This is a genomic window from Streptomyces sp. NPDC127595 (assembly GCF_042671685.1).
Taxonomy (GTDB): Bacteria; Actinomycetota; Actinomycetes; order Streptomycetales; family Streptomycetaceae; genus Streptomyces.
The window spans coordinates 186283-212714 of the sequence record NZ_JBHXWK010000011.1; the positions used below are offsets into that span (position 1 = coordinate 186283).

23 protein-coding genes are annotated in these 26432 nt (G+C 69.3%); 12 read left to right on the forward strand and 11 right to left on the reverse strand.

Features of this window, described 5'->3' with window-relative positions; all coding sequences use genetic code 11:
* Window positions 1-62: 62 nt before the first annotated feature.
* Window positions 63-734, reverse strand: coding sequence for a response regulator (locus tag ACFVKT_RS30895; protein ID WP_385737628.1), 672 nt, complete (start codon window positions 732-734; stop codon window positions 63-65).
* Between the two features lie 749 nt (window positions 735-1483).
* On the opposite strand from ACFVKT_RS30895, the gene ACFVKT_RS30900 reads away from it, so the two are divergent.
* From ACFVKT_RS30900 to ACFVKT_RS30915, 4 genes are all read left to right on the forward strand, one after another.
* Complete coding sequence (locus ACFVKT_RS30900; protein WP_385737630.1) at window positions 1484-1840, forward strand: response regulator; 357 nt, start codon at window positions 1484-1486, stop codon at window positions 1838-1840.
* A 227-nt stretch (window positions 1841-2067) separates the two neighbouring features.
* On the forward strand, window positions 2068-3015 hold the full coding sequence (locus tag ACFVKT_RS30905; RefSeq protein ID WP_385737632.1) for a hypothetical protein: 948 nt from the start codon (window positions 2068-2070) through the stop codon (window positions 3013-3015).
* A gap of 147 nt (window positions 3016-3162) precedes the next feature.
* The gene (locus ACFVKT_RS30910) at window positions 3163-4362 is read left to right on the forward strand and encodes a LacI family DNA-binding transcriptional regulator (protein ID WP_385737633.1); all 1200 of its coding nucleotides are present in this window, start codon (window positions 3163-3165) and stop codon (window positions 4360-4362) included.
* Window positions 4359-5270, forward strand: a complete 912-nt coding sequence (locus ACFVKT_RS30915; protein WP_385737635.1) for a carbohydrate kinase — start codon at window positions 4359-4361, stop codon at window positions 5268-5270. The genes ACFVKT_RS30910 and ACFVKT_RS30915 overlap by 4 nt, the downstream gene beginning before the upstream one ends.
* Before the next feature lie 64 nt (window positions 5271-5334).
* Here ACFVKT_RS30915 and ACFVKT_RS30920 read toward each other — a convergent pair whose 3' ends face one another.
* The gene (locus ACFVKT_RS30920; protein WP_385737637.1) at window positions 5335-6189 is read right to left on the reverse strand and encodes a helix-turn-helix domain-containing protein; all 855 of its coding nucleotides are present in this window, start codon (window positions 6187-6189) and stop codon (window positions 5335-5337) included.
* Window positions 6190-6289: 100 nt separating this feature from the next.
* Here ACFVKT_RS30920 and ACFVKT_RS30925 point away from each other — a divergent pair, with 100 nt between their 5' ends.
* Window positions 6290-6859 (forward strand): YceI family protein, encoded by a 570-nt coding sequence (locus tag ACFVKT_RS30925; protein ID WP_385737639.1) that lies wholly within the window; start codon window positions 6290-6292, stop codon window positions 6857-6859.
* A 60-nt stretch (window positions 6860-6919) separates the two neighbouring features.
* Here ACFVKT_RS30925 and uvrA read toward each other — a convergent pair whose 3' ends face one another.
* A complete protein-coding gene (gene uvrA, locus ACFVKT_RS30930; RefSeq protein WP_385737641.1) occupies window positions 6920-10009 on the reverse strand; it encodes an excinuclease ABC subunit UvrA in 3090 nt (1029 codons plus the stop codon).
* A 223-nt stretch (window positions 10010-10232) separates the two neighbouring features.
* On the opposite strand from uvrA, the gene ACFVKT_RS30935 reads away from it, so the two are divergent.
* The 5 genes from ACFVKT_RS30935 to ACFVKT_RS30955 all read left to right on the forward strand — a co-directional run bounded on the left by ACFVKT_RS30935 (window position 10233) and on the right by ACFVKT_RS30955 (window position 14590).
* On the forward strand, window positions 10233-10919 hold the full coding sequence (locus ACFVKT_RS30935) for a maleylpyruvate isomerase family mycothiol-dependent enzyme (RefSeq protein ID WP_385737643.1): 687 nt from the start codon (window positions 10233-10235) through the stop codon (window positions 10917-10919).
* Window positions 10920-10999: 80 nt separating this feature from the next.
* The gene (locus ACFVKT_RS30940) at window positions 11000-11656 is read left to right on the forward strand and encodes an MBL fold metallo-hydrolase (RefSeq protein ID WP_385737645.1); all 657 of its coding nucleotides are present in this window, start codon (window positions 11000-11002) and stop codon (window positions 11654-11656) included.
* 407 nt (window positions 11657-12063) lie between these two features.
* Window positions 12064-12942 (forward strand): ABC transporter substrate-binding protein, encoded by an 879-nt coding sequence (locus ACFVKT_RS30945; RefSeq protein WP_385737647.1) that lies wholly within the window; start codon window positions 12064-12066, stop codon window positions 12940-12942.
* Window positions 12939-13841 carry an amino acid ABC transporter permease gene (locus ACFVKT_RS30950; RefSeq protein WP_385737649.1) on the forward strand — a complete coding sequence of 301 codons (903 nt, stop codon included), beginning with the start codon at window positions 12939-12941 and terminating at the stop codon, window positions 13839-13841. Before ACFVKT_RS30945 ends, ACFVKT_RS30950 begins: the two co-directional genes overlap by 4 nt.
* Complete coding sequence (locus ACFVKT_RS30955) at window positions 13838-14590, forward strand: amino acid ABC transporter ATP-binding protein (protein ID WP_385737651.1); 753 nt, start codon at window positions 13838-13840, stop codon at window positions 14588-14590. The genes ACFVKT_RS30950 and ACFVKT_RS30955 overlap by 4 nt, the downstream gene beginning before the upstream one ends.
* 33 nt (window positions 14591-14623) lie before the next feature.
* Here the strand turns inward: ACFVKT_RS30955 and aroQ are convergent, their stop codons facing one another.
* Window positions 14624-15097, reverse strand: a complete 474-nt coding sequence (gene aroQ, locus ACFVKT_RS30960; protein WP_385737885.1) for a type II 3-dehydroquinate dehydratase — start codon at window positions 15095-15097, stop codon at window positions 14624-14626.
* Between the two features lie 102 nt (window positions 15098-15199).
* Here aroQ and ACFVKT_RS30965 point away from each other — a divergent pair, with 102 nt between their 5' ends.
* Window positions 15200-16246: a S66 peptidase family protein gene (locus ACFVKT_RS30965; protein WP_385737653.1), complete on the forward strand. Its 1047-nt coding sequence runs from the start codon at window positions 15200-15202 to the stop codon at window positions 16244-16246.
* A gap of 93 nt (window positions 16247-16339) precedes the next feature.
* On the forward strand, window positions 16340-17608 hold the full coding sequence (locus tag ACFVKT_RS30970) for an MFS transporter (RefSeq protein ID WP_385737655.1): 1269 nt from the start codon (window positions 16340-16342) through the stop codon (window positions 17606-17608).
* 26 nt (window positions 17609-17634) lie between these two features.
* Here the strand turns inward: ACFVKT_RS30970 and ACFVKT_RS30975 are convergent, their stop codons facing one another.
* From ACFVKT_RS30975 to ACFVKT_RS31005, 7 genes are all read right to left on the reverse strand, one after another.
* Window positions 17635-18735 (reverse strand): calcium:proton antiporter, encoded by a 1101-nt coding sequence (locus tag ACFVKT_RS30975; protein WP_385737657.1) that lies wholly within the window; start codon window positions 18733-18735, stop codon window positions 17635-17637.
* Window positions 18736-18800: 65 nt separating this feature from the next.
* On the reverse strand, window positions 18801-19103 hold the full coding sequence (locus ACFVKT_RS30980) for a hypothetical protein (RefSeq protein ID WP_385737659.1): 303 nt from the start codon (window positions 19101-19103) through the stop codon (window positions 18801-18803).
* Window positions 19104-19231: 128 nt separating this feature from the next.
* Complete coding sequence (locus ACFVKT_RS30985) at window positions 19232-20221, reverse strand: TerC family protein (protein ID WP_385737661.1); 990 nt, start codon at window positions 20219-20221, stop codon at window positions 19232-19234.
* A 285-nt stretch (window positions 20222-20506) separates the two neighbouring features.
* A complete protein-coding gene (locus tag ACFVKT_RS30990; RefSeq protein ID WP_385737663.1) occupies window positions 20507-22534 on the reverse strand; it encodes a TerD family protein in 2028 nt (675 codons plus the stop codon).
* Window positions 22535-22587: 53 nt separating this feature from the next.
* Entirely contained in the window at window positions 22588-23154 is a 567-nt protein-coding gene (locus tag ACFVKT_RS30995) for a TerD family protein (RefSeq protein ID WP_365428467.1), read from the reverse strand.
* Between the two features lie 205 nt (window positions 23155-23359).
* A complete protein-coding gene (uvrB, locus tag ACFVKT_RS31000) occupies window positions 23360-25489 on the reverse strand; it encodes an excinuclease ABC subunit UvrB (RefSeq protein ID WP_385737664.1) in 2130 nt (709 codons plus the stop codon).
* Window positions 25490-25529: 40 nt separating this feature from the next.
* A complete protein-coding gene (locus ACFVKT_RS31005) occupies window positions 25530-26402 on the reverse strand; it encodes an MHYT domain-containing protein (protein ID WP_385737666.1) in 873 nt (290 codons plus the stop codon).
* Window positions 26403-26432 lie beyond the last annotated feature (30 nt).

Genomic DNA, 26432 nt, shown 5'->3' on the forward strand with positions numbered 1-26432 from the left:
GTCGTCCTCCCGGCTCCGCCTGTGGACAGATCGTGGGGGACACGACGTAGGGAGAGGGAGTCTCAGCGCGATTCCAGGAACGTCAGCACGGCCAGCACCCGGCGGTGGTCGTCGGAGGCCTCCGGGAGGTGCAGTTTGCCCAGGATGCTGCGGACGTGTTTTTCGACCGTCCCCTCGGTGACCCACAGCCGGCGGCCGATGCCCGCGTTCGAGCGGCCCTCGGCCATGAGTGCGAGGACCTCCCGCTCGCGGCTGCTGAGGAAGGAGAGCGGGTCGTCGCGCCGCTGGGCCGAGAACAGCTCGCGCACCAGAGAGGGGTCGACGACCGAGCCGCCCCGGCGGATCCGGTCGAGCGATTCGAGGAACTCGTCCACAACCGTGACCCGGCTCTTCAGGAGGTATCCGACCTTGTGGCCGCCGGCCAGCAGTTCCAGGGCGTCCTCGACCTCGACATAGGCCGAAAGGACCAGGATGCCGGTGGCCGGGTGACGCTCACGGATCGTGCGGGCCGCCTTGAGGCCCTCGGTCGAGTGATGGGGCGGCATCCTTATGTCGACGATCGCCAGGTCCGGGCGTTCGTCGGCGACGAGTTCCAGGAGCTGTGCGGCGTCACCGGCCTGTCCGGCCACCTGATAGCCGACACGCTCGCAGAGACTCGCGAGCCCCTCCCGGAGCAGGACGTCGTCATCGGCGAGGACGACCCGTCCCCGCGGGAGCTGCTGATTGGCGTCCATGGTCCCGGCTTCCCCTGGCCCGGCCCCTGCGGCACGGTGCGCCCTCCAACAGCCTGCCGGAACCAGGGTGGTTACGGCTAGCCGGAAACGGAATTGGGGGCTGGCCGTGACGACACGCGGACCTCGCGGAGCCATGCTCGAACCAGTGCAGATGCAAGGGACCGGCCGTCCCGGGCGAGGGGCGGCGGGTCAAGCGGTCGAAGGGCAGCGGGATATGCGGCGGACACGGATCGACAAACGACGGCGGCCGGTCCGTGTCCGCCGCTACGAAGACGAAGCGGGCTCCTTCCGCGATGCCCTCGACCCGCGGGACCCCGACATCGTGCGTGCCAAGGGTCTGCGGCGCGCGACACGAAGCGGCGCCGCCTGCCGATAGAGGCACCGAGACAGGCCAGGTGTCCCCTAACGGACCTTGTGTCTGCCCCCTAGACCCGGACGGCTGCCTCTCCGTCCGAGACCGACCGCCCGGCGCGTACACACGTCACCGAGTCCAAGGCCCCCCCTATTGGACCCCCTCCGTGTACGCCCCGGGCGGTCACATGTCCGCCGGCGGTTCCCCCGTTGGAGCAACATTCATCGAGCCCCCTGTCCGAGCGAGAGAACACGGCCGCCCCAGGGCATCGTCAAACTACCGCGCGTGACTCACCGCCGCTCTCCGTGAGCACGAATCTCCCTTTCGGGTCAAAGGACTTCACCTCTTTCCGGCTAGCTGCAAGGCGCACCGGACAAGCCGTTGGGAAGCTTTCAGCATGTCCATGCGCTGTCTCCTCGTCGACGACAGCGCCCGGTTCCTGGAGGCCGCGCGCGCCCTGCTGGAGCGTGACGGGGTGCAGGTCGTCGGTGTCGCCTCGACGGGCGCGGAGGCCGTCGCGCGGGTCCACGACCTGTCCCCGGACGTCGTCCTGGTCGATCTCGACCTCGACGGCGAGAGCGGCTTCGACCTGGCGCGGCAGCTCGCGCACGACCCGGCCGTCGTGATCCTGATCTCCACGCACTCCCTGGAGGACTTCCAGGAACTCGTCGCCGCCAGCCCGGCCCGCGGCTTCCTCCACAAATCGTCCCTTTCGGCGGGGGCGATACGGGAGCTGCTGAGGCGTGAGGATTAGGAGACTACCGGGACACAAGGGTCGGCAGGGGTTCAGGCGACTGCTGGGGCACGTTGCGCATCAGGTGTTGTCGCGGCTTGGCCAACACGCTTCAATGCGGTGGAACTTGAGGCCGCGAACGGCGACACGCGCGCGTGAACAGACCCCGCGCTCCGCCACGGCGGCCCCGCCCACCGGCACGAGCGGCCTGACCAGCCGTTGTGAGCATTCACAGAAAGGCCCCCTGCATGCGGCACGGCACACAGCACGCGGACCTCGCCACGGCGGAACTGGAGACGGCCCTGCGCGGCGGGCCCTTCCACATCGCACTGCGCGCCGCGATCGCCGCCCGCGGGCTGCCCCTGCAGCGGGTACAGCACCACCTGTCGCGGTACGGGGTCAAGGTCGGGGTGACCAGCCTGAGTTACTGGCAGCAGGGCGCCCGGCGCCCGCAGCGGCCAGAGTCGCTGCGCGCCGTCCGCGCCCTGGAGGAGATCCTCCAACTCCCGGACGAGTCACTGATCCGGCTGCTCGCGAAGGCCGAGGAGCAGGCCACGCCGGACCGCTCCTCGGGCCATTCGTACCGCGCTCTCATGGAGGCCTCCGGCGTCCTGGAGCGGCTCCTGGACGAGTTGGACTCGCCCCTCGAAAGCGGGCTGCACACCCTCGGCCACCACGAATGCGTACGGATCGGCGCCCAGCGCGAGCTGTTGGGCCGCGAGTCGCACCACATCGTGCGCGCCCACAAAGAGGGCGTGGATCGCTATATGGCCATCCACCACGGCGACCCGGGGTGCGCTCCGGAGCGGATGGCGGTGCGCGCCCTGGAGAACTGCCGTACGGGGCGGGTGCGTTGGCACCAGGAGACCGGGGTCCTCGTGGCCGAGCTGCTCTTCGACACGCGACTGCGCGCCGGCGACACATATCTCTTCCGCTACGGCTTCGACGACGGCACGGCCGGGGCGTCCAGCGAGTACGTACGCGGATTCAGCTTCGCGGGCGGGCAGTACGCCCTCCAGGTGCGCTTCACCGGGGAGACCTTGCCCGTGCACTGCCACCGGTTCACGCAGCACTCGGCGGCGGCGCCGCGCAGTGGCCGCCAGGAGCTCTCTTTGAGCGGTCACCACCGCTCGGTCCACCTGGTCGAGCCACGGGTGCGGTCGGGGATCCTGGGGATCGAGTGGGCCTGGGGGTAGGCGCTCTTTCCCCGGGCCACCCGGCAGGCAGGCGCGCGGAGCGCGAGCGGGGCGCACGGTGACGTAAACGCTTACGTAAGCGTTTACGTCTTCCGCCGGATGGGATACCTTCCCCCTGCGAAGGTCGAGTTCGGGGACAGGAGCGCAATGACGACGATGGTCGATGTGGCCCAGCGCGCGGGTGTGTCCATCGCGACCGTCTCGCATGTACTGAACGACACGCGCCCCGTGCGGCCGGCCACCCGCCAGGCGGTGCTCGACGCGATGGACGCGCTCGGATACACGCCCAACGGCCTCGCCCGTTCGCTGGTCACCTCACGCACGCGGTCGGTCGGCCTCGCGGTGTCGGCGATCAGCAACCCGTACTTCACGGAAATCCTCCAAGGCGTCGAGGCCGGAGCCCTGGAGCACGGCTACGGCCTGCTCATCGCCGATCCGCACGACGACCCCGTACACGAGCGCAAGGTCGTCCAACTGCTGCACGAACGCCGGGTCGACGGCATGATCATCGCGCCCTCGGCGGACCCGGGCGAACTGCTGGGCTACCTCGCAAAACACGACGTACCGACCGTGTTCCTGGACCGGCTGGTCGACAGGCCCGCCGACGCCCGCTCCGACGGCCTCTCCGAGAGCTCCTCCGGCGTCCTCTCCGGCGGCTCCTCCCGCACCCTCTCCGACGGCTCCTCCGGCGCCGCGTACTCCGCCTCCTTCCACTTCGACCAGGTCTGCGCCGAGAACGCCGAGCCCATGGCGCAGTTGGTCACCCACCTGGCAGAGCTGGGCCACAAACGCATCGGACTGGTCGCGGGCCTGCCCGGACTCAGCACCACGACCGAGCGGATCACCGGCTACCGGCACGGCCTGGCGAACGCCGGACTCCCCTACGACGAGCGGCTCGTGGCGCACGGCGATTCCCAGTCCGGCGCCGCCGAGCGCACCACCGGCGCGCTGCTGTCCCTCGCTGCACCGCCCACCGCGCTGGTCACCGGCAACAACGCCATGACGATCGGCGCGCTGCGAGCCCTGCGCGAGCGAGGCCTGTCCGTGCCGGCCGACATGGCCCTGTGCTGCTTCGACGACTTCTCCTGGGCGGATCTGTTCACACCCCGGCTGACCGCGATCTCCCAGCCCAGTAAGGAGATCGGCGCCCAGGCCCTCCAACTGCTCCTGGAACGGCTGGCATCGCCCAGCCGTCCGGGCCGTACCGTCCGGCTGCCCGCCACCCTCGTCCACCGCACCTCGTGCGGCTGCCCGGAGACGTCCGGGAGGCCCTGGAGCTACGCGGCTTCCGGGCGTCCTGAGATCCCCGAGAACCCTGAGAACCCCGAGAAAGGACCCGTGTCGTGATCGTCGTCGCCGGTGAGGCCCTGATCGATCTGGTGCCGCAGGGCGCGGGCGCGCTCGTCGGCCTGCAACCGGCGCTCGGCGGCGGGCCCTACAACACCGCGGTGGCGCTGGGCCGCCTCGGCTCCCCCACCGCCTTCTGCTCCCGGGTCTCGCACGACGCCTTCGGCGAAGCGCTCCTGGACGGGCTTCGCGGGGCGGGCGTCGATGTGTCGTCCGTGCAGCGCGGAGCGGAGCCGACGACCCTGGCCGTCGCCTCGATCGACGCGGACGGCTCGGCCTCGTACTCCTTCTACGTCGAAGGCACGGCCGATCGACTCTTCACGGCCCCGGCCCAACTCCCGGACGCGACAAGGGCGGTGTCCTTCGGTACCTGCTCGCTCGTCCTGGAACCGGGCGCCACCGCCTACGAGGAGCTGATGCGCAGCGCGGCCGCGCAGGGCGTGTTCACCACCCTCGACCCGAACATCCGCGCCGGACTGATCCCGGACGCCGACGCCTACCGGGCCCGCTTCAAGAGCTGGCTCCCGTCGGTGTCACTCCTCAAGCTCTCCGAGGAGGACGCTCTGTGGCTCGGGGGCACCCCCCGCGAGTGGCTGGCGTCCGGGCCGGCGGCCGTGGTGATCACGCACGGCGGCGACGGTCTGACGGCGTTCACCCGCGACGGTTCGGTGCACCCAGTACCCGGCGAAGCGGTCGAGGTCGTGGACACCATCGGCGCCGGCGACACGGTGAACGCGGCCCTCCTGCACGGCCTGGCCGCCCGCGACGCCCTGTCCCCGGCGGCCTTGGCGGAACTCGGTCCCGCGGGCTGGACCGACCTGCTGCGCTTCGCGGCCCGCGCGGCGGCGATCACCTGCTCACGAGCGGGCGCGGAACCGCCGTACGCGTCCGAACTCGACGCTCCCTGAGGCCGGAGGACTCCCTGAGGCCGGAGGACTCCCTGAGACCCGGCGCTCTTCGACGTCCGGCCACTCAGCCGCTGACGACCCGCAGCGCCCCCGGCTGCCGACCGTTGAGCCGGTCCAGCGCGGCGGCCGTGGGGTCGTCGGCGGGCAGGTGTACGACCATGCGGAGGCCGTCGTCCGGCAGGGCGAGCGTTTCGTACGCCAGGAGCAGCGGGCCGGCCTCCGGGTGGGTGAGCAGGTCGGTCCCGGCCCGCCGGGGCAGGGCGGGTAGGGCGGCGAGCCGGTCGGCGAAGGAGGCTCCCGCGGTGACCGTCAACTCGTCGGCCATGGCCGCGACATACGGGTCCTGGAGCGACGCCTCGTCCCTGAGGTGCGCGACCTGTTCGTCGGCCACCCGGTCCCAGTCGGCGTAGGCGGCGCGGGCGCGCTCGTCGGTGAACACGTACCTGAGGATGTTGGGCTGTTTGCCGTCGAGCACTCCGAGCGGTCCGGCGAGCCGTCGATAGCCGGTGGTGTACGCGAGGATGTCGCCGATCCAGTTGACCAGCACGGCGGGTGCGGGTTCCAGCCGGTCCAGCATCGCCCGCACGGTCGGGCGCACCGTACGTGTGGGTTCCACCGCCGCCGAGCAGAACACGGCGCCGGGGCTTGCCTCTTTGACGAGCCGGCGCAGCAGGACCCGTTCCGTCACCGGCAGCCGCAGCGCGTCGGCGAGTACACCCAGTACCTGCGGCGACGGGTTGTGGTCGCGGCCCTGTTCGAGCCGGGTGAGGTACTCGACGCTGATGCCGGCGAGTGTGGCCAGTTCGGCGCGGCGCAGCCCCGGGGTACGACGGCGTGGACCGGTCGGCAGCCCGACCTCGTCGGGCGTGATCGCTTCACGGCGTGCGCGCAGGAAGGTACCCAGCTCGTTGTCGCTCACCGATAGAACGTACAACGCGCGCGTCACCGGATCGTGGCCCTGGCACTACCACCATCAGCCCGGCCTCCCTCCCGCTCGCCGGCCACCCCAGGGTGGAGCCATGACCTACGACAACTCCACGGCTACGCAAGCCACTTCACTGCCGCTCGTATCGGGCGACTGGGAGCTCGACCCCCTCCATTCGGCCGTCAACTTCACCATTCGCAGCCTCGGGATCGCCAAGGTGCGCGGTCGGTTCGGTGAATGGACGGCCGGACTGTACGTCGGTGAGACGGCCGACGACGTGCGGGTGAGCGCCGAGATCGCTCTTGCCTCTATTGACACCGGGAACGCCGACCGCGACACGCACGCCCGAGCGGCCGACCTGCTCGACGTCGTGAAGCGTCCGACCATGACGTTCCGATCGACTCGGGTGTTCGCCGACGACGAGATGTGGTCGATGGAAGGGGACTTGACCATCGGGGACGTGACGCGTCCGACGACGCTGGCTGTCGAGTTCGGCGGGGTGGTGGATTCCCCCCTCGACGGTCGCAGGCACGCGGGGTTCGAGGCGACGGGCGAGATCCGGCGCAGCGACTACGGTCTGGATTTCGGGGCCGGACTTCTCAGTGATGTTGTCAAGATTCAGCTGGACATGCAGTTCGTCGAACCGCAGGGACAGGGCGGCTGACTGTGCAACGGACGGCGCCCCACGGAGAGTTCCGTGGGACGCCGCTTTTTTGGTGACTTGTCAGGCCTTGGCGGCCCGCGTGGTCTTCTTCGCGGGGGTTGTCTTCTTCGTGGCCGGCGTCTTCGGTTCGGCGGCTGACTTCGCGGCCGTCGTCTTCGTGGCCGCGGCTGCCTTCTTGGCCGAAGGGCTGTCCACCGCCGTGCTGTTGACCGCCTTGGTGGCTGCCTTCTTCGGGGCGGACTTGGCCGCCACCGTCTTCTTGGCTGCCGCCTTGCGAGGGGCCTTCACCGCGGCTCCGTCGCTGATCCGGTCGGCCCCGAGGACCTCGCGCAGGAACTTGCCGGTGTGGCTGGCCGGAACACCTGCGACCTCCTCGGGTGTGCCCTCGGCGATCACGAGTCCGCCGCCGTTGCCACCTTCGGGGCCCATGTCGACGACCCAGTCCGCGGTCTTGATGACGTCGAGGTTGTGCTCGATGACGATGACCGTGTTGCCCTTGTCGACCAGGCCGGAGAGCACCGTGATGAGCTTGCTGATGTCCTCGAAGTGCAGGCCGGTGGTCGGCTCGTCGAGCACGTAGACCGTGCGGCCCGTCGACCGCTTCTGGAGTTCGGAGGCCAGCTTCACGCGCTGTGCCTCACCGCCGGAGAGCGTCGGCGCCGACTGGCCGAGACGGACGTAGCCGAGGCCGACGTCGTGGAGCGTCCTGAGGTGGCGGGCGATCGCGGGGACGGCCTCGAAGAAGCCGAGCGCCTCCTCGATCGGCATGTCGAGGACCTCGGAGATGGACTTGCCCTTGTAGTGGACCTCCAGGGTCTCCCGGTTGTAGCGCGCCCCGTGGCAGACCTCGCAGGGGACGTACACGTCCGGCAGGAAGTTCATCTCGATCTTGATGGTGCCGTCGCCGGAGCAGTTCTCGCAGCGGCCGCCCTTGACGTTGAAGGAGAAGCGGCCCGGCAGATAGCCCCGCACCTTCGCCTCGGTCGTCTCGGCGAACAGCCTGCGGACGTGGTCGAAGACTCCGGTGTACGTCGCCGGGTTGGACCGGGGGGTGCGGCCGATGGGCGACTGGTCGACGTGCACGACCTTGTCGACGAGGTCGTCGCCGTCCACGCGCGTGTGCCGCCCGGGAACGTTCCGCGCACCGTTGAGCTCGCGGGCCAGGTGCGTGTACAGGATGTCGTTGACCAGTGTCGACTTGCCGGAGCCCGACACACCGGTGACGGCCGTGAGGACACCGAGGGGGAAGGAGACGTCGATGTCCTGGAGGTTGTTCTCCCGGGCGCCGTGCACGGTGAGCCTGCGGCTCGGGTCGGCGGGGCGCCGGATGTCCGGAAGAGGGATCGACCTCTTGCCCGACAGGTACTGCCCGGTGATCGAGTCGGGGTTGTCCAGCAGGTCCTTCAGGGAACCGCTGTGTACGACCTTGCCGCCGTGCTCGCCCGCGCCGGGGCCGATGTCGACGACCCAGTCGGCGACCTTGATGGTGTCCTCGTCGTGCTCGACGACGATGAGCGTGTTGCCCATGTCGCGGAGCCTGACCAGGGTCTCGATCAGACGGTGGTTGTCGCGCTGGTGCAGGCCGATGGAGGGCTCGTCGAGGACGTACAGGACGCCTACGAGTCCGGAGCCGATCTGGGTGGCCAGCCGGATGCGCTGGGCCTCACCGCCGGAGAGGGTGCCGGCCGCCCTGTTCAGCGAGAGGTAGTCGAGGCCGACGTCGACCAGGAAGCGCAGCCGTTCGTTGACCTCCTTGAGCACGCGCTCGGCGATCTGCTTGTCGCGCGCGTTGAGCCTCAGCTCGCCCAGGAAGTCCGCGCAGTCGCTGATGGACATCGCAGCGACCTCGGCGATGGACTTCTCCATGACTGTGACCGCGAGAACGAGGGGCTTGAGGCGCGTGCCCTCGCAGGTGGGGCAGGGCACCTCGCGCATATAGCCCTCGAAGCGCTCGCGGCTCGCGTCGCTCTCGGCCTCGCTGTGCCGCCGCTTCACGAAGGGGACGGCCCCTTCGAACGCGGTGGTGTACACACGCTCGCGCCCGTACCGGTTGCGGTAGCGGACCTCGATCTGCGTCTTGTGGCCGTAGAGCAGGGCCTTCTTGGCGCGCTGCGGAAGACCGGCGAAGGGGATGTCGGTCCGGAATCCCAACGCGTCGGCGAGAGCGCCGACCAGGCGGCCGAAGTAGTCCTTGGTGTGCCCGTGCGACCACGGGTGGATGGCGCCCTCGTCCAGGGACTTGTCCTCGTCCGGGACGATCAGCTCGGCGTCGACCTCCATGCGCGTACCGATACCGGTGCACTCGGGGCAGGCGCCGAAGGGCGAGTTGAAGGAGAAGGAGCGCGGCTCCAGCTCCTCGAAGGACAGGTCGTCGTACGGGCAGTACAGGTGCTCCGAGTACATGCGCTCGCGCTCGGGATCGTCGGCGGGGAGGTCGACGAAGTCGAGTACGACCATGCCCCCGGACAGTCCGAGGGCGGTCTCCACGGAGTCGGTCAGGCGGCGCTTGGCACCGTCCTTCACCGTGAGGCGGTCGATGACCACCTCGATGGTGTGCTTCTCCTGCTTCTTCAGCGTGGGCGGCTCGGTGAGCTGGATCGTCTCCCCGTCGACCCGGGCCCGGCTGTACCCCTTGGTCTGGAGATCGGCGAAGAGGTCGACGAACTCGCCCTTGCGCTCGCGCACCAGCGGCGACAGGACCTGGAAGCGGCTCCCCTCCGGCAGCTTCAGGACCTTGTCGACGATGGCCTGCGGCGACTGGCGCGTGATGGGGCGGCCGCACTCGGGACAGTGCGGCTTGCCGATGCGCGCGAAGAGCAGGCGCAGGTAGTCGTAGACCTCGGTGATGGTGCCGACCGTCGAGCGCGGGTTGCGCGAGGTCGACTTCTGGTCGATGGAGACCGCCGGGGAGAGGCCCTCGATGAAGTCCACATCCGGCTTGTCCATCTGCCCGAGGAACTGCCGGGCATACGAGGACAGCGACTCGACATACCGGCGCTGCCCCTCGGCGAAGATCGTGTCGAAGGCGAGGGAGGACTTGCCCGACCCCGACAGGCCCGTGAAGACGATGAGCGAGTCGCGCGGGAGGTCGAGCGAGACATTCTTCAGATTGTGCTCGCGCGCTCCACGGACGATGAGACGGTCGGCCACGCCGGTCCGCACCTTTCTTGAGAGAAGTGACAGGGGCGAGGCCCCCGTCGTTTTCAGAGTAGGGGGAGCCACTGACAGCGCCGGGTCGGTTTCCCTGGTTCACAACAATCCCGGGCCATCCAGCATGCCCGACGCCGCGCCCGAGCCTATAGCACGTGCATTCGATTTGAGGTGCTGGTCAACTGCCTTCACCCGAACGTGTGGCGGAGCTATCGTCGACCCCATGAACGATCATGTGCGTGACCTGGCGTCTGTACGTGACGCAACCGAACGGCTGCTCACCGCAGCCGCCAAACTGGACAACGCTTCTGTGGCCGAGCCGACACGGCTTCCCGGCTGGAGCCGCGGACATGTCCTCGCCCACATCGCCCGCAACGCGGACGCACTGGTGAACGTCCTCGTCGGACGCCCCATGTACGCCTCCGGGGAAGCCCGGGACTCCGACATCGAGCGAGACGCCCCGCGCCCGCTGAACGTGCAGCTCACAGATGTGCGGGAGAGCGCGGCACGCTTCCAGGAGACCGGGGCCGCACCCGCGGACTGGTCCCGCACGGTGGAGCTGCGCAACGGGGTCACGGACTCCGCGTCCCGGGTGCCGTTCCGGCGGTGGGCCGAGGTCGAGCTGCACCATGTGGATCTGGGGACCGGATACGAGCTGGAGGACCTTCCCGAGGAGTTCATCCGGCGCGAGATCGACTTCCTAGCGGAACGTTTTCGGGGCCACCCCGACGTACCCGCGTTCCTGGTCGAGGAGGACGACGCCCGCCTGATCACTTCCGGCCGTCGCGAGGGGAAGCCGATCACCGTCACCGGCCGCCCGGCTGACCTGCTCGGCTGGTTCGCCGGACGCCGTGACGGTGCTGCGCTGACCACCGACGGCGGCCCGCTCCCCGTTCTCCCGCCGCTGTAGGCATCACGGTCCTGCGCTCGAACAGTCCGGAAACGCCCTCCGCCGCACTGGAGCCCTCGGCAAGGAATTAGGCTGCCGCCATGACGTACAGCGGAGCGGTGACGGTCGGCGGCCCTGCCGATGTGCACGAGTTGAAGGACCTGATGATCTCCAAGGTCGCGGTGGGCGCGATGAACAACAACGCCTATCTGCTGCGCTGCCGGACCACCGGCGAGCAGCTCCTGATCGACGCGGCCAACGACGCCTCGACCCTGCTCACGCTGATCGGTGACGACGGCATCGCGTCCGTCGTCACCACCCATCAGCACGGCGACCACTGGCAGGCGCTCGCGGAGGTCGTGGCGGCGACGGGCGCACGCACGTACGCGGGCCGGGACGACGCCGAAGGCATCCCGGTGCCGACCGATGTCCCGGTCCAGGACGGCGACACGATCCGGGTGGGGCGGGTGGAACTCACCGCACGCCACCTCGTGGGACACACTCCGGGCTCGATCGCGATCGTCTACGACGACCCGCACGGGCATCCGCATGTGTTCACGGGGGACTGTCTCTTCCCGGGTGGTGTGGGCAACACCCGCAAGGACCCAGTCGCGTTCGCCAGCCTCCTCCACGACTTAGAGACGAAGATCTTCGAGGCGCTGCCGGACGAGACGTGGGTATACCCGGGCCACGGCAACGACACCACGCTGGGCACGGAGCGGCCGCATCTGCCGGAGTGGCGCGCGCGGGGGTGGTGAACCCCCGTTCCGGGGGCGGCAAACCACTGGCGTGCGCTCCCCCGCGCACGCCATGACACGCCCGCCGCCGCGTGACCGTCCCGCACCCGCGCGGCCATCAGCACACACGCCCCGCACGCGCCCCGTGTGAACCGAGCACACACGCCGGTGTCACGCGTGCGCTCCCGGCGCGCGCCCCGGTGCTGTCCACTGGAAGCAGCCCCGCGCAGGATGACGGCTCCGGCGCGGATGGGCCGCCGGCCTATCGATCCCCGCCCTCGGCCGGCGGCCCCGGCGAAGCATGTCAACGGGCTGCTCGGTGAGGCTTCTGAGCGTGTATTCACAGGAATGCAACACCCGTTCCCAATATGCGGACAGTTGTCCTTGTGACCTGGACAAACAGGACGCCGCACTGTCACTCTCCCGCCATGCATCTCGCCCAACGCGCCCTGCGCCGCACCGCGCCCGCCGCCACCGTCGCCCTGCTCGCCGTCGTCGCCGTGGGCTGCGCCCCGCAGCCCGAGGACAACGCCGCCGCCTCGCCCTCCGCGAACGCCTGCGACAAGGGCAAGCTGGCCACCAAGACGTCCGGCAAGCTGACGGTCGCGACCGACGAGCCTGCGTACGAACCCTGGTTCAAGGACGACAAGCCCGCCAACGGCGAGGGCTACGAGTCCGCGGTCGCGTACGCCGTGGCGAAGCAACTGGGCTACGCGACGAGTGACGTCGTCTGGCAGAGCGTCCCCTTCAACAAGGCCTTCGCGCCTGGTGAGAAGACCTTCGACTTCGACATCAACCAGGTGTCGATCAGCGCCGAGCGCAAGAAGGCCGTGGACTTCTCGTCCGGCTACTACGACGTCCGCCAGGCTGTCATCGCGCTGAAGGACTCCACGGCGGCGAAGGCGACGAGCATCGCGGACCTCAAGGACGTGAAGCTGGGCGCCCAGGTCGGCACCACCAGCCTCGACTACATCAACGACGTCGTGAAGCCGACCGAGGCGCCGGCCGCGTACGCGAAGAACGACCAGGCCAAGTCCGCGCTGAAGAACGGCCAGGTCGACGCCATCGTGGTCGACCTGCCGACCGCCTTCTACATCACCGCGGCCGAGGTGACGGACGCGAAGATCGTCGGACAGTTCGAGAACACCGGTGGCACACCCGAGCAGTTCGGGCTCGTCCTCGACAAGGGCAGCGCGCTGACCCCGTGCGTGACCGACGCGGTGGACGCCCTGCGCGAGGACGGCACGCTGGCCTCGATCGAGAAGCAGTGGCTGTCCGACGCCGTCGACGCTCCGGTACTCAAGTGACGGTCGTGAAGGACGCGCCCGGCAGCGACTCCGGCGAAGGAGACATGCGAGAGGCGTACGTCCCGTCGCAGCGGCGGATCGAGCGGGAGCGCTACAAGCGCATCCGCTCCCGCCGTGCGACGGCGATCGCCGCGCTCTCCACCCTGATCACCGGCGTCGTCCTCTACTTCGTCGTCGTCAGCGCGCCCGGCTGGCCGCGCACCAAGGAGACGTTCTTCAACGGGCAGTACGCGCGCGAGGCGTTCCCCAAGGTCCTCGAAGGGCTGTGGCTCAACGTCCGGCTGCTCCTGATCTGCGGCGCCGCGGTGCTCGTCCTCGGCATGCTGATCGCCATCGCGCGCACCCTGCGCGGTCCGGTCTTCTTCCCGGTGCGGGCGCTGGCCGCCGCGTACACCGACTTCTTCCGCGGACTCCCGCTGATCATCAACCTGATGATCGTGGTTCTGGGCGTCCCCGCGCTGCGGCTCCAGGGCGTCACGGTGGACCCGATACTCCTGGGCGGCACCGCGCTCACGCTCACGTACTCGGCCTACGTCGCCGAGGTGTTCCGCGCCGGCATCGAGTCCGTCCACCCCTCGCAGCGCGCCGCGGCCCGCTCGCTCGGCCTCACCAACCGGCAGTCCCTGCGGTACGTCGTACTCCCCCAGGCCATACGCCGTCAGGTGCCGCCCCTCCTCAACGACCTGGTGTCCCTCCAGAAGGACACCGGACTCGTCTCGATCGGCGGGGCGGTCGACGCGGTGCGCGCCGCGGACATCATCGTGGGCCGCAGCCTCAACTACACGCCGTATATCGTCGCGGGACTGGTCTTCGTCGCCCTGACCATCCCGATGACCCGCTTCACGGACTGGGTCACGGCCCGGATGGACCGTCAGCGGGCACAGGGAGGGACCATATGACCGCCGCTCCGGTGCTACGCATGGAGTCCGTCCGCAAGACCTTCGGCGAGTCGGTGGTACTGCGGGACGTCGACCTCGATGTCGCCCCGCACACGGTGACCGCGCTGATCGGCGCCTCGGGCTCCGGCAAGTCCACCCTCCTTCGCTGCGCCAACCTCCTCGAGGACATCGACGACGGCGCGATCTGGCTGGACGACGAGGAGATCACCCATCCACGGGCCGACCAGGACGCGGTACGCCGCCGGATCGGCGTGGTCTTCCAGGCGTACAACCTCTTCCCGCACATGACCGTCCTGGAGAACATCACCCTCGCCCCGCGCCGCGTGCACGGCGTGAACCGCGCGGAGGCGGAGGCGCACGCCCGTGAACTGCTCGACCGGCTCGGGCTCGGCGCCAAGGCGGGCGAGTACCCCGACCGGCTGAGCGGTGGTCAGCAGCAACGGGCGGCGATCGTCCGCGCATTGGCCGTACGTCCCCGGCTGCTGCTCCTGGACGAGATCACCGCCGCCCTCGACCCGGAGCTGGTGGGCGAGGTCCTCGGCGTCGTCCGGGACCTGAAGGAGGACGGCATGACCATGGTCCTCGCCACCCATGAGATGGGCTTCGCCCGGGAGGTCGCGGACCAGGTCTGTTTTCTGGACGGTGGCGTGGTCCTGGAACGCGGAACTGCCGAGGACATCTTCGGGAACCCGCGGCAGGAGCGGACGCAGCGCTTTCTGAAGCGCATCGTGGACGCGGGCCGGCTCTGACCTCCGGCTCGGCAGGTCGCGCGTCCCGCCCGGTCAGGCCTCCGCGTGTCCCGTCCCCGCAAGGGCCGCGACCCGTTCCACCGCAAACGCGTACCCCTGCACCCCGCACCCCGCGATCACTCCGTCGGCACGGAGCGAGACGTACGAGTGGTGCCGGAACTCCTCGCGCTGGTGGATGTTGGAGATGTGGACCTCCACCACAGGAAGGCCGTCACAGGTGTTGAGCGCATCCAGGATCGCGACGGAGGTGTGCGAGTAGGCGGCCGGGTTGATCACGATCCCGGCGTGGTTCAGGCGCGCCTCGTGGATCCAGTCCACCAACTCGCCCTCGTGGTTGGACTGCCGGAAGTCGACCCTGCCGCCGTGCGTGGCCGCCGCCTTGGCGCACAGGGCCTCGACGTCGGCGAGCGTGTCCGAGCCGTAGATCTCCGGCTGGCGCTGCCCGAGAAGGTTCAGGTTCGGCCCGTTGAGGATCATGATCGGGGCGTTGGCGAGTGTGCGGGGCACAGTTCCTCCGGTCATTCCAGATACGCCGGCCCGGGGAGGGCCGCTGCTCAGACCCGGTTTATCACGGTGCGCTCGGACGGCACGGCCCCGTACCCTCCCGTCATGACGACACCCTCGTACCCTCCCAAGCCCTCGCCGGGAGACCGGATAGCGGTCGTCTCGCCCTCCTCCGGGCTCCCCGGGCTTTTCCCGCTTCCCTACGAGCTGGGTCTGGAGAGGTTGCGCAAGGAGTACGGCCTCGAACCGGTCGAGTATCCGGCGACCCGGAAGATGGGCTCGACGCCGCAGGAGCGGGCCGACGACCTCCACGCGGCGTTCGCCGATCCGACGGTCAGAGCCGTCATCTCCTCCATCGGCGGGGACGACCAGATCACCGTGCTGCCGCTCCTTGACCAGGAGTTGATCCGCGCCAACCCGAAGCCGTTCTTCGGGTACAGCGACAACACGAACCTCCTCGCCTACCTCTGGAACGCCGGAATCGTCGGCTACCACGGGGGATCGGTGATGTGCGAACTCGGCCGCCCCGGCGCGATGGACCCGCTGACCGCCGAGTCGCTGCGGGCCGCGCTGTTCACCTCCGGGCCGTACGAGCTGCGCCCCGCCGACCGTTTCGGCGAGGTCAACAGCCCCTGGGAGGACCCGGCGACCTTCGATTCCGAGCCGCCGACGGAACCGGGCGACGGCTGGACCTGGCACCGCCCGGACCAGGTGATCGAAGGCCGCTCCTGGGGTGGCAACGTCGAGATCCTCTCCTGGCTGCTGATGGCCGACCGCGAGATCTCCCGTGATCCCTCCGTGTACGAGGGTCGTGTTCTGTTCCTGGAGACCTCGGAGGACATGCCTCGGGCGAGCGACGTCTTCTGGATTCTGCGCAGCATGGGCGAGCGCGGACTGCTGCGACGTTTCCCCGCGCTCCTGATGGCCCGCCCCAAGGCGTGGTCGTTCGAGCAGCCCAACGACTCCGCCGCCAGAGCCCGTTACGTACGGGAGCAGCACGAGGCGGTGCTCCGAGCCGTAGACACATATGCGCCCAACATGCTGGTCGTCCTCGATGTGGACTTCGGTCACACCGATCCGCAGATCGTCATCCCCTATGGGGGCACGATCCGCGTGGACGGCCCCGCCCGGCGCATCACGGTCACCTACTGACCTGGAACAAGCCCCCGCACGCCCCCGTAACCGCCGATCACCGTGGGTAGTTGACGCGGCATGTACGACGTACACACAGTGAAGAAACCGTCCATGCTCCGCCTCGCGGCCGCTTCCCTCGCCGGGACGGCCATCGAGTTCTACGACTTCTTCGTCTACGGCACCGCGGCCGCGCTGGTTCTCGGGCCGCTGTTCTTCCCGACGTTCTCGCCGCTGGCGGGGACGCTGGCGGCCTTCGCGACGTTCGGCGTCGGCTTCGTCGCCCGTCCGCTCGGCTCGGTGCTCTTCGGGCACATCGGGGACCGGCGCGGGCGGCGGCCGGTGCTGGTGGCCTCGCTGCTGCTGACCGGCGCGGCGACCGTGGCCGTCGGCTGCGTACCGACGTACGACACGATCGGTGTGGCCGCCCCCGTGCTCCTTCTGGTGCTGCGTTTTCTGCAGGGGCTGGGGCTCGGCGGGGAGTGGGGCGGAGCGGTGCTGCTCACCGCCGAGCACGCGCCCGCCGAGCGGCGCGGGCTGTGGTCGAGCTTCCCGCAGATCGGCCCCTCTCTGGGGTTCGTGCTGGCCAACGGCGTGATGCTGGTGCTGTCGGCGACGCTGTCCGACGCTCAGTTCGCGGCGTGGGGGTGGCGGGTGCCGTTCTGGGCGGCGGGGGTGCTGGCGGCGGCCGGGCTGTGGCTGCGCAGCTCGCTCGTGGAGAGCCCGCAGTTCCTGGAAATGGGGGACCCCGCGCGCGTGCCGCTCGCCGAAGTGGTGCGCGATCACTGGCGGCTGGTGCTGCTGACGGCCGGCGGCCTCGCGGTCGGCTACGCCGTTTTCTACGCGGTGACTACCTGGGCGCTCGCCTACGGCGTCGAACGGCTCGGGGTGAGCCGTACCGTCATGCTGGCCTGCATCATGGCCGCCGTGCTGGTGAAGGGCTCCCTGACGCCGTTGATGGCCATGCTCGGTGACCGTTATGGGCGGCGGCCCCTGTGTCTGGTGGGCTGCGCGGGCGCCGCGCTGTGGATGTTCCCGATGATCGCGCTGCTGTCGACCGGCGAACCCCTGCTGATGTTCCTCGGTTTCCTGGTGGCGCTGATCTCGTTCATCACGATGTTCGCCGTGATCGCCGCGTATCTGCCGGAGCTGTACGAGCCCCGGGTGCGCTGCACCGGCGCGGCGGTGGGCTACAACCTGGGCGGGGTCCTCGGGGGCGCGCTCACGCCGATCGTGGCGACGGCGGTGGCCCAGGGGGAAGGGGTTCCCTGGGGCGTGGCCGCCTATTTGACGGGGATCGCGCTGCTCAGCCTGGGGTGCTTCGCGCTGCTGCCCGAGACACGGCCGGTGCCCCGGCTGGTGGTCGTACCCGCCCCCGAGTGACCGACCGGTGCGGTACGCGACACACCCTAGGGGTTGATCGCCAGCTCCAAGTACGCCGCGAACAGCACCAGATGGACGCCGCCCTGGAGCGGTGTGGCGCGCCCGGGAACCACCGTCAGGGCGCTGACCACCACGGTCAGCGCGAGCAGGACCATGTGGGTGGAGCCGAGGCCGAGCACGAGCGGTCCGGAGAGCCAGACGGACGCGAGCGCGACGGCGGGGATCGTGAGGCCGATGCTCGCCATCGCCGAGCCGAGGGCCAGGTTCAGGCTGGTCTGCACGCGGTCACGGCGGGCCGCCCGCAGTGCGGCGATGCTCTCGGGGAGCAGCACGAGCAGCGCGATGATCACACCGACCACGGCGTGCGGCATACCGGCAGCCTCGACCCCGGACTCGATGGTGGGCGACACGCCCTTGGCCAGACCGACCACGCCGACGAGGGCCAGGCCGAGCAGGCCCAGGCTGATTCCGGTCGTACGGGCGGACGGGGCGTCGGCGTGGTCGTCCACCTCGATGACCTTGCCCTGCCGGGTGATCGGCAGGAAGTAGTCGCGGTGGCGCATGGTCTGGGTGGCCACGAACAGGCCGTACAGGACCAGCGAGGCCAGCGCGGCGAAGGTGAGCTGGGCGGTGGAGAACTCAGGGCCCGGCTTGCTGGTGGTGAACGTCGGGAATACCAGGCTGAGCGTGGCCAGCGTCGCGACGGTCGCGAGGGCGGCCCCGGTGCCCTCCGCGTTGAAGACCGCCAGTCCGTGGCGCAGGGAGGCGACGAGCAGGCACACCCCGACTATGCCGTTGCAGGTGATCATCACCGCCGCGAACACGGTGTCGCGGGCCAGTGTCGAGCTCTTGTCGCCGCCGTCCGCCATCAAGGTGACGATCAACGCGACCTCGATGATCGTGACGGCGACGGCGAGGACGAGCGAGCCGAAGGGTTCGCCGACCCGGTGCGCGATCACTTCGGCATGGTGCACGGCGGCCAGCACGGCTCCGGCGAGAACCACCGTGACCAGCGCGACCACCGCGCCGGGCAGATCACGCCCCCAGGTGAGGGCCAGCAGGACCAGCCCGATCACGGGCACTACGGACGTCCACTGCGTCAGGAGTGACCGGAATCGAGCGAGCATGCAGTGATCCTTTCAGGCGGGCAGGGGCCCCGCATTCCGGTGACGCGGGGCCCGGGACCGAGCCACTACTTCAGCTCGGTCATTTCCCGTACGTCGCAGTCGGTGAAGGTGGGCGGCCTGGTACACAGCGCGGCCAGTTGCTCCGCCATCCTTGACGTCTCCGGGTCGTTGCTGTTGCGCATGGCGTCCTCGTACGACTCGAACTCGATCACTACGAGATAGCGGCCCTGCGTATTGCGGTCCTGGAGGACGAGGCGGTGCGTGGGACCGCCGGTGCGGCCTACGGCGCGCCGGTCCGCCTGCTCGACCAGCTCCCGCATCTCCTCCATACGCTCGGTCTCGAAGTCGATGATCTGCACGAACTTCATGGGTGCCTCCACCCGGCCGTGGCGTCCCCGGGCTGGGGAGCGTTCACGATCCAAGCAAGCACCGGGAGCGGCACCCGGCAACCGACCGAGCACCGCTCCAGGAGTGCTTTTTCCTACGTCCGGTGCGGTCAGACGTCGATGCTGTCCTTCGGCGCGCTCTCGGTCGCTTCCTGCGCCGCCTGCTTCTTGGAGGCGATGAGGCTGGTGATCGTCGTGACGACCAGGACCCCGCAGATCACGCCGAGCGAGACCGGTATGGAGATCTCGGGGACATGGACGCCCGACTCGTGCAGCGCGTGCAGCACCAGCTTGACGCCGATGAAGCCGAGGATCACCGACAGGCCGTAGCTGAGGTGGACCAGCTTCCGCAGCAGGCCGCCGATGAGGAAGTAGAGCTGTCGCAGACCCATCAGCGCGAACGCGTTGGCCGTGAAGACGATGTACGGGTCCTGCGTGAGGCCGAAGATCGCGGGGATCGAGTCCAGCGCGAAGAGCACGTCGGTGGTGCCGATCGCGAGCATCACGACCAGCATCGGCGTCATGACACGCTTGCCGTTCTGCCGGATCCACAGCTTGGTGCCGTGGTAGCGGTCGGCCACGCCGAAGCGTCGCTCGGCGGCCTTGAGCAGCCGGTTCTCCTCGAACTCGTCGTCCTCGTCGTCCGCCCGGGCCTCCTGGATCAGCTTCCAGGCGGTGTAGATGAGGAAGGCGCCGAAGATATAGAAGACCCACGCGAAGTTCGCCAGGACCGCGGCACCGGCGGCGATGAATATCGCGCGCAGGACGAGGGCTATGAGCACACCGACGAGGAGCACTCGCTGCTGGTACTGCGTGGGCACCGCGAACTTCGCCATGATCAGGACGAAGACGAAGAGGTTGTCGACGCTCAGCGACTTCTCGGTGATGAATCCGGCGAAGAACTCTCCGGCGGGCTGGCCACCCGAGAAGACGAGCAGTCCGAGTCCGAACAGGGCGGCCAGAGCGATCCAGACGACCGTCCAGATTCCGGCTTCCTTGATCGATACGTCGTGCGGCTTGCGGCCGATGAAGAAGTCGACGGCGATGAGGGCGGCTAGGCCCGCGATCGTAAGGACCCAAAGGGTCACGGAAACATCCACTGCGCCTCCGGCAGTTCGTAACGGCAAATTTCAGCGTCGTCGCTGCTGGAGGTCTCTTCCACCCGCGGCGGCCGGGACGCGCGATGCGTCCGGTGCCTGCGGGCCGACGCCCCGGGATCTGGCCTGATCCGTATTGACGGGTACGCCGCAGTTGGTAGGGAGTACTCCCCTCCGTAGGGAAAACAGTACCCGAATCACCAAGGAAAGGTAAAGGGTTTAGTAAAAGAAAGTGCAAGTCCGCTGGTCAGGCGGCTTTACCTAAGCTTGACATAAGCGCTGGAGGCGTCAGCGGTTCCAGGAGCGGCGGGCCGCCGCGACCTCCGTGAGCACCTGCTGGAGCACCTGACTGCCCGGCGGGACGAGCCCGGGCTCGTACGTCCAGGCATGCCCGACCCAGGGGTCGGCGAGGTGGTCGTCGGGCACCGGGGTGAGTCGCAGCAGCGATCGCCAGAGCGGGTCGAGCAACGGTCCGTAGGCCTCGGCGTCCTCCCGGTCGGCCACCATCATCAGATGGACGCCGACGGCCGGCCCCTCGTCGGCGAGATAGCGCAACTGGGTCACGGCACGGTCGTCGAAGCCGTGCGGGAAGTCGTTGACGATCAACAGCTGTTCGGCGGTGTCGAGGTCCGGGGGCAGCGAGTCGGCCACTCCGCCGCGCACCGCCATCCCCACCAGGTCGACACGCTGGGTGAGGCGGCCCAGGACGTCGGCGACCCCCGCGGCGCCGACGGCGGGCGCGCTGTCGAGCACCCCGGACCGCACCAGCGGCCCGAGAGACGAGGCAGCCGAACCGGCCGGATCTATGACGTGCACGGTGAACTCACCCGCCGGATAGACGGCGAGCAGGCGCCCGGCGTGCGAGACGGCCGTGTCCATGGCGAGGCGACGCAGTTCGTCGGAGTCGGCGAGTGAGTCGCTGAGGCCGGCGCGGCCGCTGTCGATCCACAGTCCGCGCTCCAACGGCAGCCGGACCAGCATCGGAATGCTCAGACCGTCACTCTCGGGCAGCCGGAGGTCGCCCAGACGCACGGCCATCGGGACCTCCATGGGCACCCGGTAGCCGTGCCAGGCCGGGTTGTCCCAGCGCGCGAACGCCACAGGGAGCGCGGGCTCGACGACATCGGCCTCAGCACGGAGCTGCGCGAGGTCCCGGTCCAGGGCCGCCCGTGCCTGGTCGACCAGCTGGGCGTGCTTGGCCTGGGCCGCCTCGCGCGCGGCGTCGCCCTGCCCGCCGATCCGGCTTCGCGGGTCGGACAGGGCCCTGTCGAGCTCCTGCTCCATGCGCGACTCGGCGAAGTCGACGGCGCTGCGATAGGCGGCGGCGGTCCGGGCCAGGTCCTCGAACATGCCCCACACCTGGTTGTAGAGCCGCTCCTCCATGGACCAGCCTGTCGCGTCGCCCGCGACGGGCAGGGCGGGCTGCCCGGGCGGAGTCGGGGGTGCGGTCGGCGGGGGCGGGGGCGGCGCCGCGTTCTGCCGGCCGGGGTGGCTGTAGTTGACCGGACCGCCGGCGCCCGCCGCGGAAGCCTGTGTGGCGGCGGAAGGGTCGCCCTGCGTCGGGCCCGTGGGGTAATCCGCCTGCGGTGCCGTGGCGCCCTGCGCGCCGGACGCGTCGTACGGGGACTGCGGCGGCGATACGTTCCCGGAAGTGCCCTGGGGCGGTGCCGCGTACGGCTGGTCCCCTGCCGTCGCCGAGGTGGCCGCCTGTCGTGAGCGGTCCGCGTCGGGCGTACGGGAAGGGGGTGCCGCAACCGAGCGGGCCAGGCCCTGGGCCACCGCCTCGTTGATGCTGCCGGCGAGCTGCTGCGCCTCGGGCAGGCCCTGGTCGGTGAGGAGTTCGGCGAGTCCGCCCGCGTATCCCTGACCGACCGCGCGGACCTTCCACGCGTCCTGTCTGCGGTAGAGCTCCAGGGCCACGACGGCCGATTCGGCGTCCAGGCCGGTCACGGTGTAACTGGCGACCTCGGAGCCGTCGAGGCCGGTGACCGCGACGAAGGGGGCGGCGACGGCTCCGAACCGGACCGGGCCGCCGACCCCGGACGGCAGCGCGAGCAGCACACTCACCCGGTGCACGGCCTCCGACAGGGCGTCCAGGTCGAAGGCGAGGCGATGGTCGGCCGCGGCCTGCCGGGAGACCTCGAGTCCCGGCAGGGTGGGCGCGCCCGGGTGGGCCACCCACTCGACACCGCGGACCCTGCCCTGCTCATCGCTGAGCGTGGCCCCGGCCACGATCGGCTTGCCTGCCGAAACGCGGACCTCAAGACGGACCTGGGAGAGCGGGTGGTTCTGCCCCCGGACCAGCTCGGCCGTCATCGCCTTGTCCCCCTATGTCCCTGTGTCGCTTCGTGGGCCGCTCACCGGACTGCCTACAGCTGCGGCAGGATCGCGGGCATCAGGTCCTGGAACGTGCGCCCATTGGCCGGCGTGCCGATGGCCGTCATCTGCCAGCCCGCGCCCGCCCGGTGCACCTTCGCCATGATCTGGGCCGTGTACTGCCCACCGCCTGCCAGTGTGTAGCGGGCGAGCTCCTGTCCGTTGGTCTCGTCGACCAGCCGGCAGAACGCGTTCTGCACTTCCTGGAACGTCTGGCCCGTGAAGGAGTTCACGGTGAAGACGATCTGGTCGATGTGGACCGGGATGCGCTGCAGGTCGACGAGGATCGACTCGTCGTCGCCGCCCTGGCCCGCACCGCCGACGAGGTTGTCACCGGTGTGGCGCACGGAACCGTCGTCGCTGACGAGGTGGCGGAAGAACACGACGTCGACAGGCTGCTTGTCGGCGAACAGCACGGCGGAGGCGTCGAGGTCGATCTCCCGGGTGCGCGAGCCGAACAGGCCGCGCCGGGGAGCCGCCTGCCAGCCGAGCCCCATCCGTACCGCCGTCAGGGTCCCCCCGTCCTTCTTCTGCAGACTGATGGCCTGACCCTTGGTCAGATTGACGCCAGGCCCACCGGGCGTACTGCCCTTGGATACGTCGACCACGCGCTGATCCCCTCTCAAAGTCCCCTGTTTCCACGGAGTCCGCGGATGACCAGAACCCTACGCAGCAGCACTGACAGTGCCGAACCCTGGGGCGCACTTTGTGTCGGTCTTGCAACACAGTGCGTACAGGAGGCGGTCGGCACCTTCAGGACGTGCGTCAGGCGAGTCCTCCCTCCTTCATCTGCCGCAACTCCTTCTTCATCTCTGAGACCTCGTCACGGAGCCGGGCCGCGATCTCGAACTGCAGGTCGGCCGCGGCGGCGCGCATCCGCGCCGTCATCTCCTCGATCTGCCCGGCGAGTTCGGCCGCGGGACGGTCGGTCGGGACCGTCTCCTTGCCCTTGCCCTTCGCGGACCTGGCCGCCTTGCCGCCGAGCGCGGGCACCGGAGTCTTGGCACCCTTGCCGTCGTTCCCCTTGCGGTAGCCCGACCCGAGCAGCTGCTCCGTGTCGACGTCCTCGCGGGCGATCTGGGCCACGATGTCGTTGATCTTCTTGCGGAGGGGCTGCGGGTCGATGCCCCTCTCCTTGTTGTAGGCGACCTGCTTCTCCCGGCGCCGGTTGGTCTCGTCGATGGCCTTCTCCATCGCCGGGGTGATCTTGTCGGCGTACATGTGGACCTGTCCGGACACGTTGCGCGCCGCGCGGCCGATGGTCTGGATGAGGGAGGTGCCCGACCGCAGGAACCCCTCCTTGTCGGCGTCGAGGATCGACACCAGGGAGACCTCGGGCAGGTCGAGGCCCTCACGGAGGAGGTTGATGCCGACCAGGACGTCGAACTCGCCCGCGCGCAGTTCCCGCAGCAGTTCGACGCGGCGCAGGGTGTCGACGTCGCTGTGCAGATAGCGCACCTGGATGCCGAGCTCCAGGAAGTAGTCGGTGAGGTCCTCGGCCATCTTCTTGGTGAGCGTGGTGACCAGGACGCGCTCGTCCTTCTCGGTGCGCTTGCGGATCTCGTGCACCAGGTCGTCGATCTGGCCCTCGGTGGGCTTGACGATGACCTCGGGGTCGATGAGGCCGGTGGGGCGGATGATCTGCTCGACGAAGCCGTCGCCCCGCGAGAGTTCGTACTTCCCCGGGGTCGCCGACAGATAGACGGTCTGCCCGATGCGCTGCTGGAACTCCTCCCACTTCAGGGGGCGGTTGTCCAGCGCGGAGGGCAGCCGGAAGCCGTGGTCCACGAGGGTGCGCTTGCGGGAGGCGTCGCCCTCGTACATGGCGCCGATCTGCGGGACCGTGACGTGCGACTCGTCGAGGACGAGCAGGAAGTCGTCCGGGAAGTAGTCGATCAGTGTGTTCGGCGCGGTGCCGGGCTCGCGGCCGTCGAAGTGCATCGAGTAGTTCTCGACGCCGGAGCAGGAGCCGATCTGGCGGAGCATCTCCAGGTCGTACGTCGTACGCATGCGCAGGCGCTGGGCCTCCAGGAGCTTGCTCTGCTTCTCCAGCTCGGCGAGGCGCTCCCCCAGCTCCTTCTCGATGTCGTTGGCGGCACGCTCCAGGCGCTCGGGGCCCGCGATGTAGTGGGACGCCGGGAAGATGTGCAGCGAGGTGTCGTCGCTGATGACCTCGCCGGTGAGCGGGTGGAGTGTGGAGAGGGCCTCGATCTCGTCACCGAACATCTCGATGCGGACGGCGAGCTCCTCGTAGACCGGGAAGATCTCGATGGTGTCGCCGCGGACCCGGAAGGTGCCTCGCGCGAAGGCCACGTCATTGCGCGTGTACTGGATGTCCACGAAGCGGCGCAGCAGGTCGTCCCGGTCGATCTCGTCGCCGACCTTGAGCTGGACCATCCGGTCCACGTACTCCTGGGGAGTACCGAGGCCGTAGATGCAGGAGACCGAGGCGACCACGATGACGTCACGCCGGGTGAGCAGCGAGTTGGTGGCGGAGTGGCGCAGGCGCTCCACCTCCTCGTTGACCGAGGAGTCCTTTTCGATGTAGGTGCCCGACTGCGGGACGTAGGCCTCGGGCTGGTAGTAGTCGTAGTAGGAGACGAAGTACTCGACGGCGTTGTTCGGCAGCAGCTCGCGGAACTCGTTGGCCAGCTGGGCGGCCAGGGTCTTGTTCGGCGCCATGACGAGCGTGGGGCGCTGGAGCTTCTCGATCATCCACGCAGTGGTGGCGGACTTGCCGGTGCCGGTCGCACCCAGCAGGACAACATCCTTCTCACCTGCGAGGATGCGCTTTTCCAGCTCGGCGATGGCCGCAGGCTGGTCACCGCTCGGCTGGTAGGAGCTGACGACCTCGAAGGGCGCCACCGAACGTTCGATCTTGGATACGGGCCGCATGGAATCAACCGTACGACCCCGCACTGACAACGGGGCCGGATCACCAGCTCTGCGGGGTGCGGGTGCGGGACCTACGCCTTCCGCGGTCGTGGCCGGGGTGGAGCGGCGGACGGCGGCCCGGGGGCGGGACGGCGGGGTGGGCGGGGACTCCCGGCCTGTTCTCCACGGGTGTCCAGACGGGCTTCCCCATCACCATCAGCGGGTCGAACAACACCACGACACCCGCCAGACAGAGAAAGACCAGCGGTCCGATCATCATGGGGGCGAGCAGGGCGGCGGGCGAGTCCCCCACGGGGGTGCCGGACGCGTTGTGCAGATGGACGCTGAGGGCGGCCATGCCCGTGTAGTGCATACCGCTGACGGCGAGCCCCATGACAAGGCTGGCACCCACGCTCCATAGGAACCCGCGGACCTGTCCCGCGGCCCACAGGGCGGAGGTGGCGGCGACGACGGCTATGACCACCGAGGCGGAGACGGTGAGCGTGTTGTACTCGAGGTTCCCGTTGACGCGCATGCCGGCCATGCCCAGGTAGTGCATCGAGGCGACACCCAGGCCGGTGATGGTGCCCCCGGTGAAGAGCGCGGTTCCGGTGGTTCCCCTGTAGCCGACGATGAAGATCCCGATGCCGACCATCACGACGGCCACGCCCAGGCTCGCGAACGTCAGCGCTTTGTCGTAGCGGACCGGGGTCTCCTCGACCGTGAACCCCATCATCGCGACGAAGTGCATGGTCCATACCCCCGAGGCGATCGCCGCCGAACCGAGTGCGAGCCAGCCAGCGCGCCAGGAGTGGGTGACCAGCATCGATCTGGTGGTGCAGCGCAGCCCCAGCGCTCCCCCCAGGCAGGCCAGGAGAAATGCCACCACAGGTGTGACGAATCCGTAGCTGAAGTCGTCGACCGTGCCCCGCATAGGTGGCTGCCCTTCCCGCCCTGTTGCGCC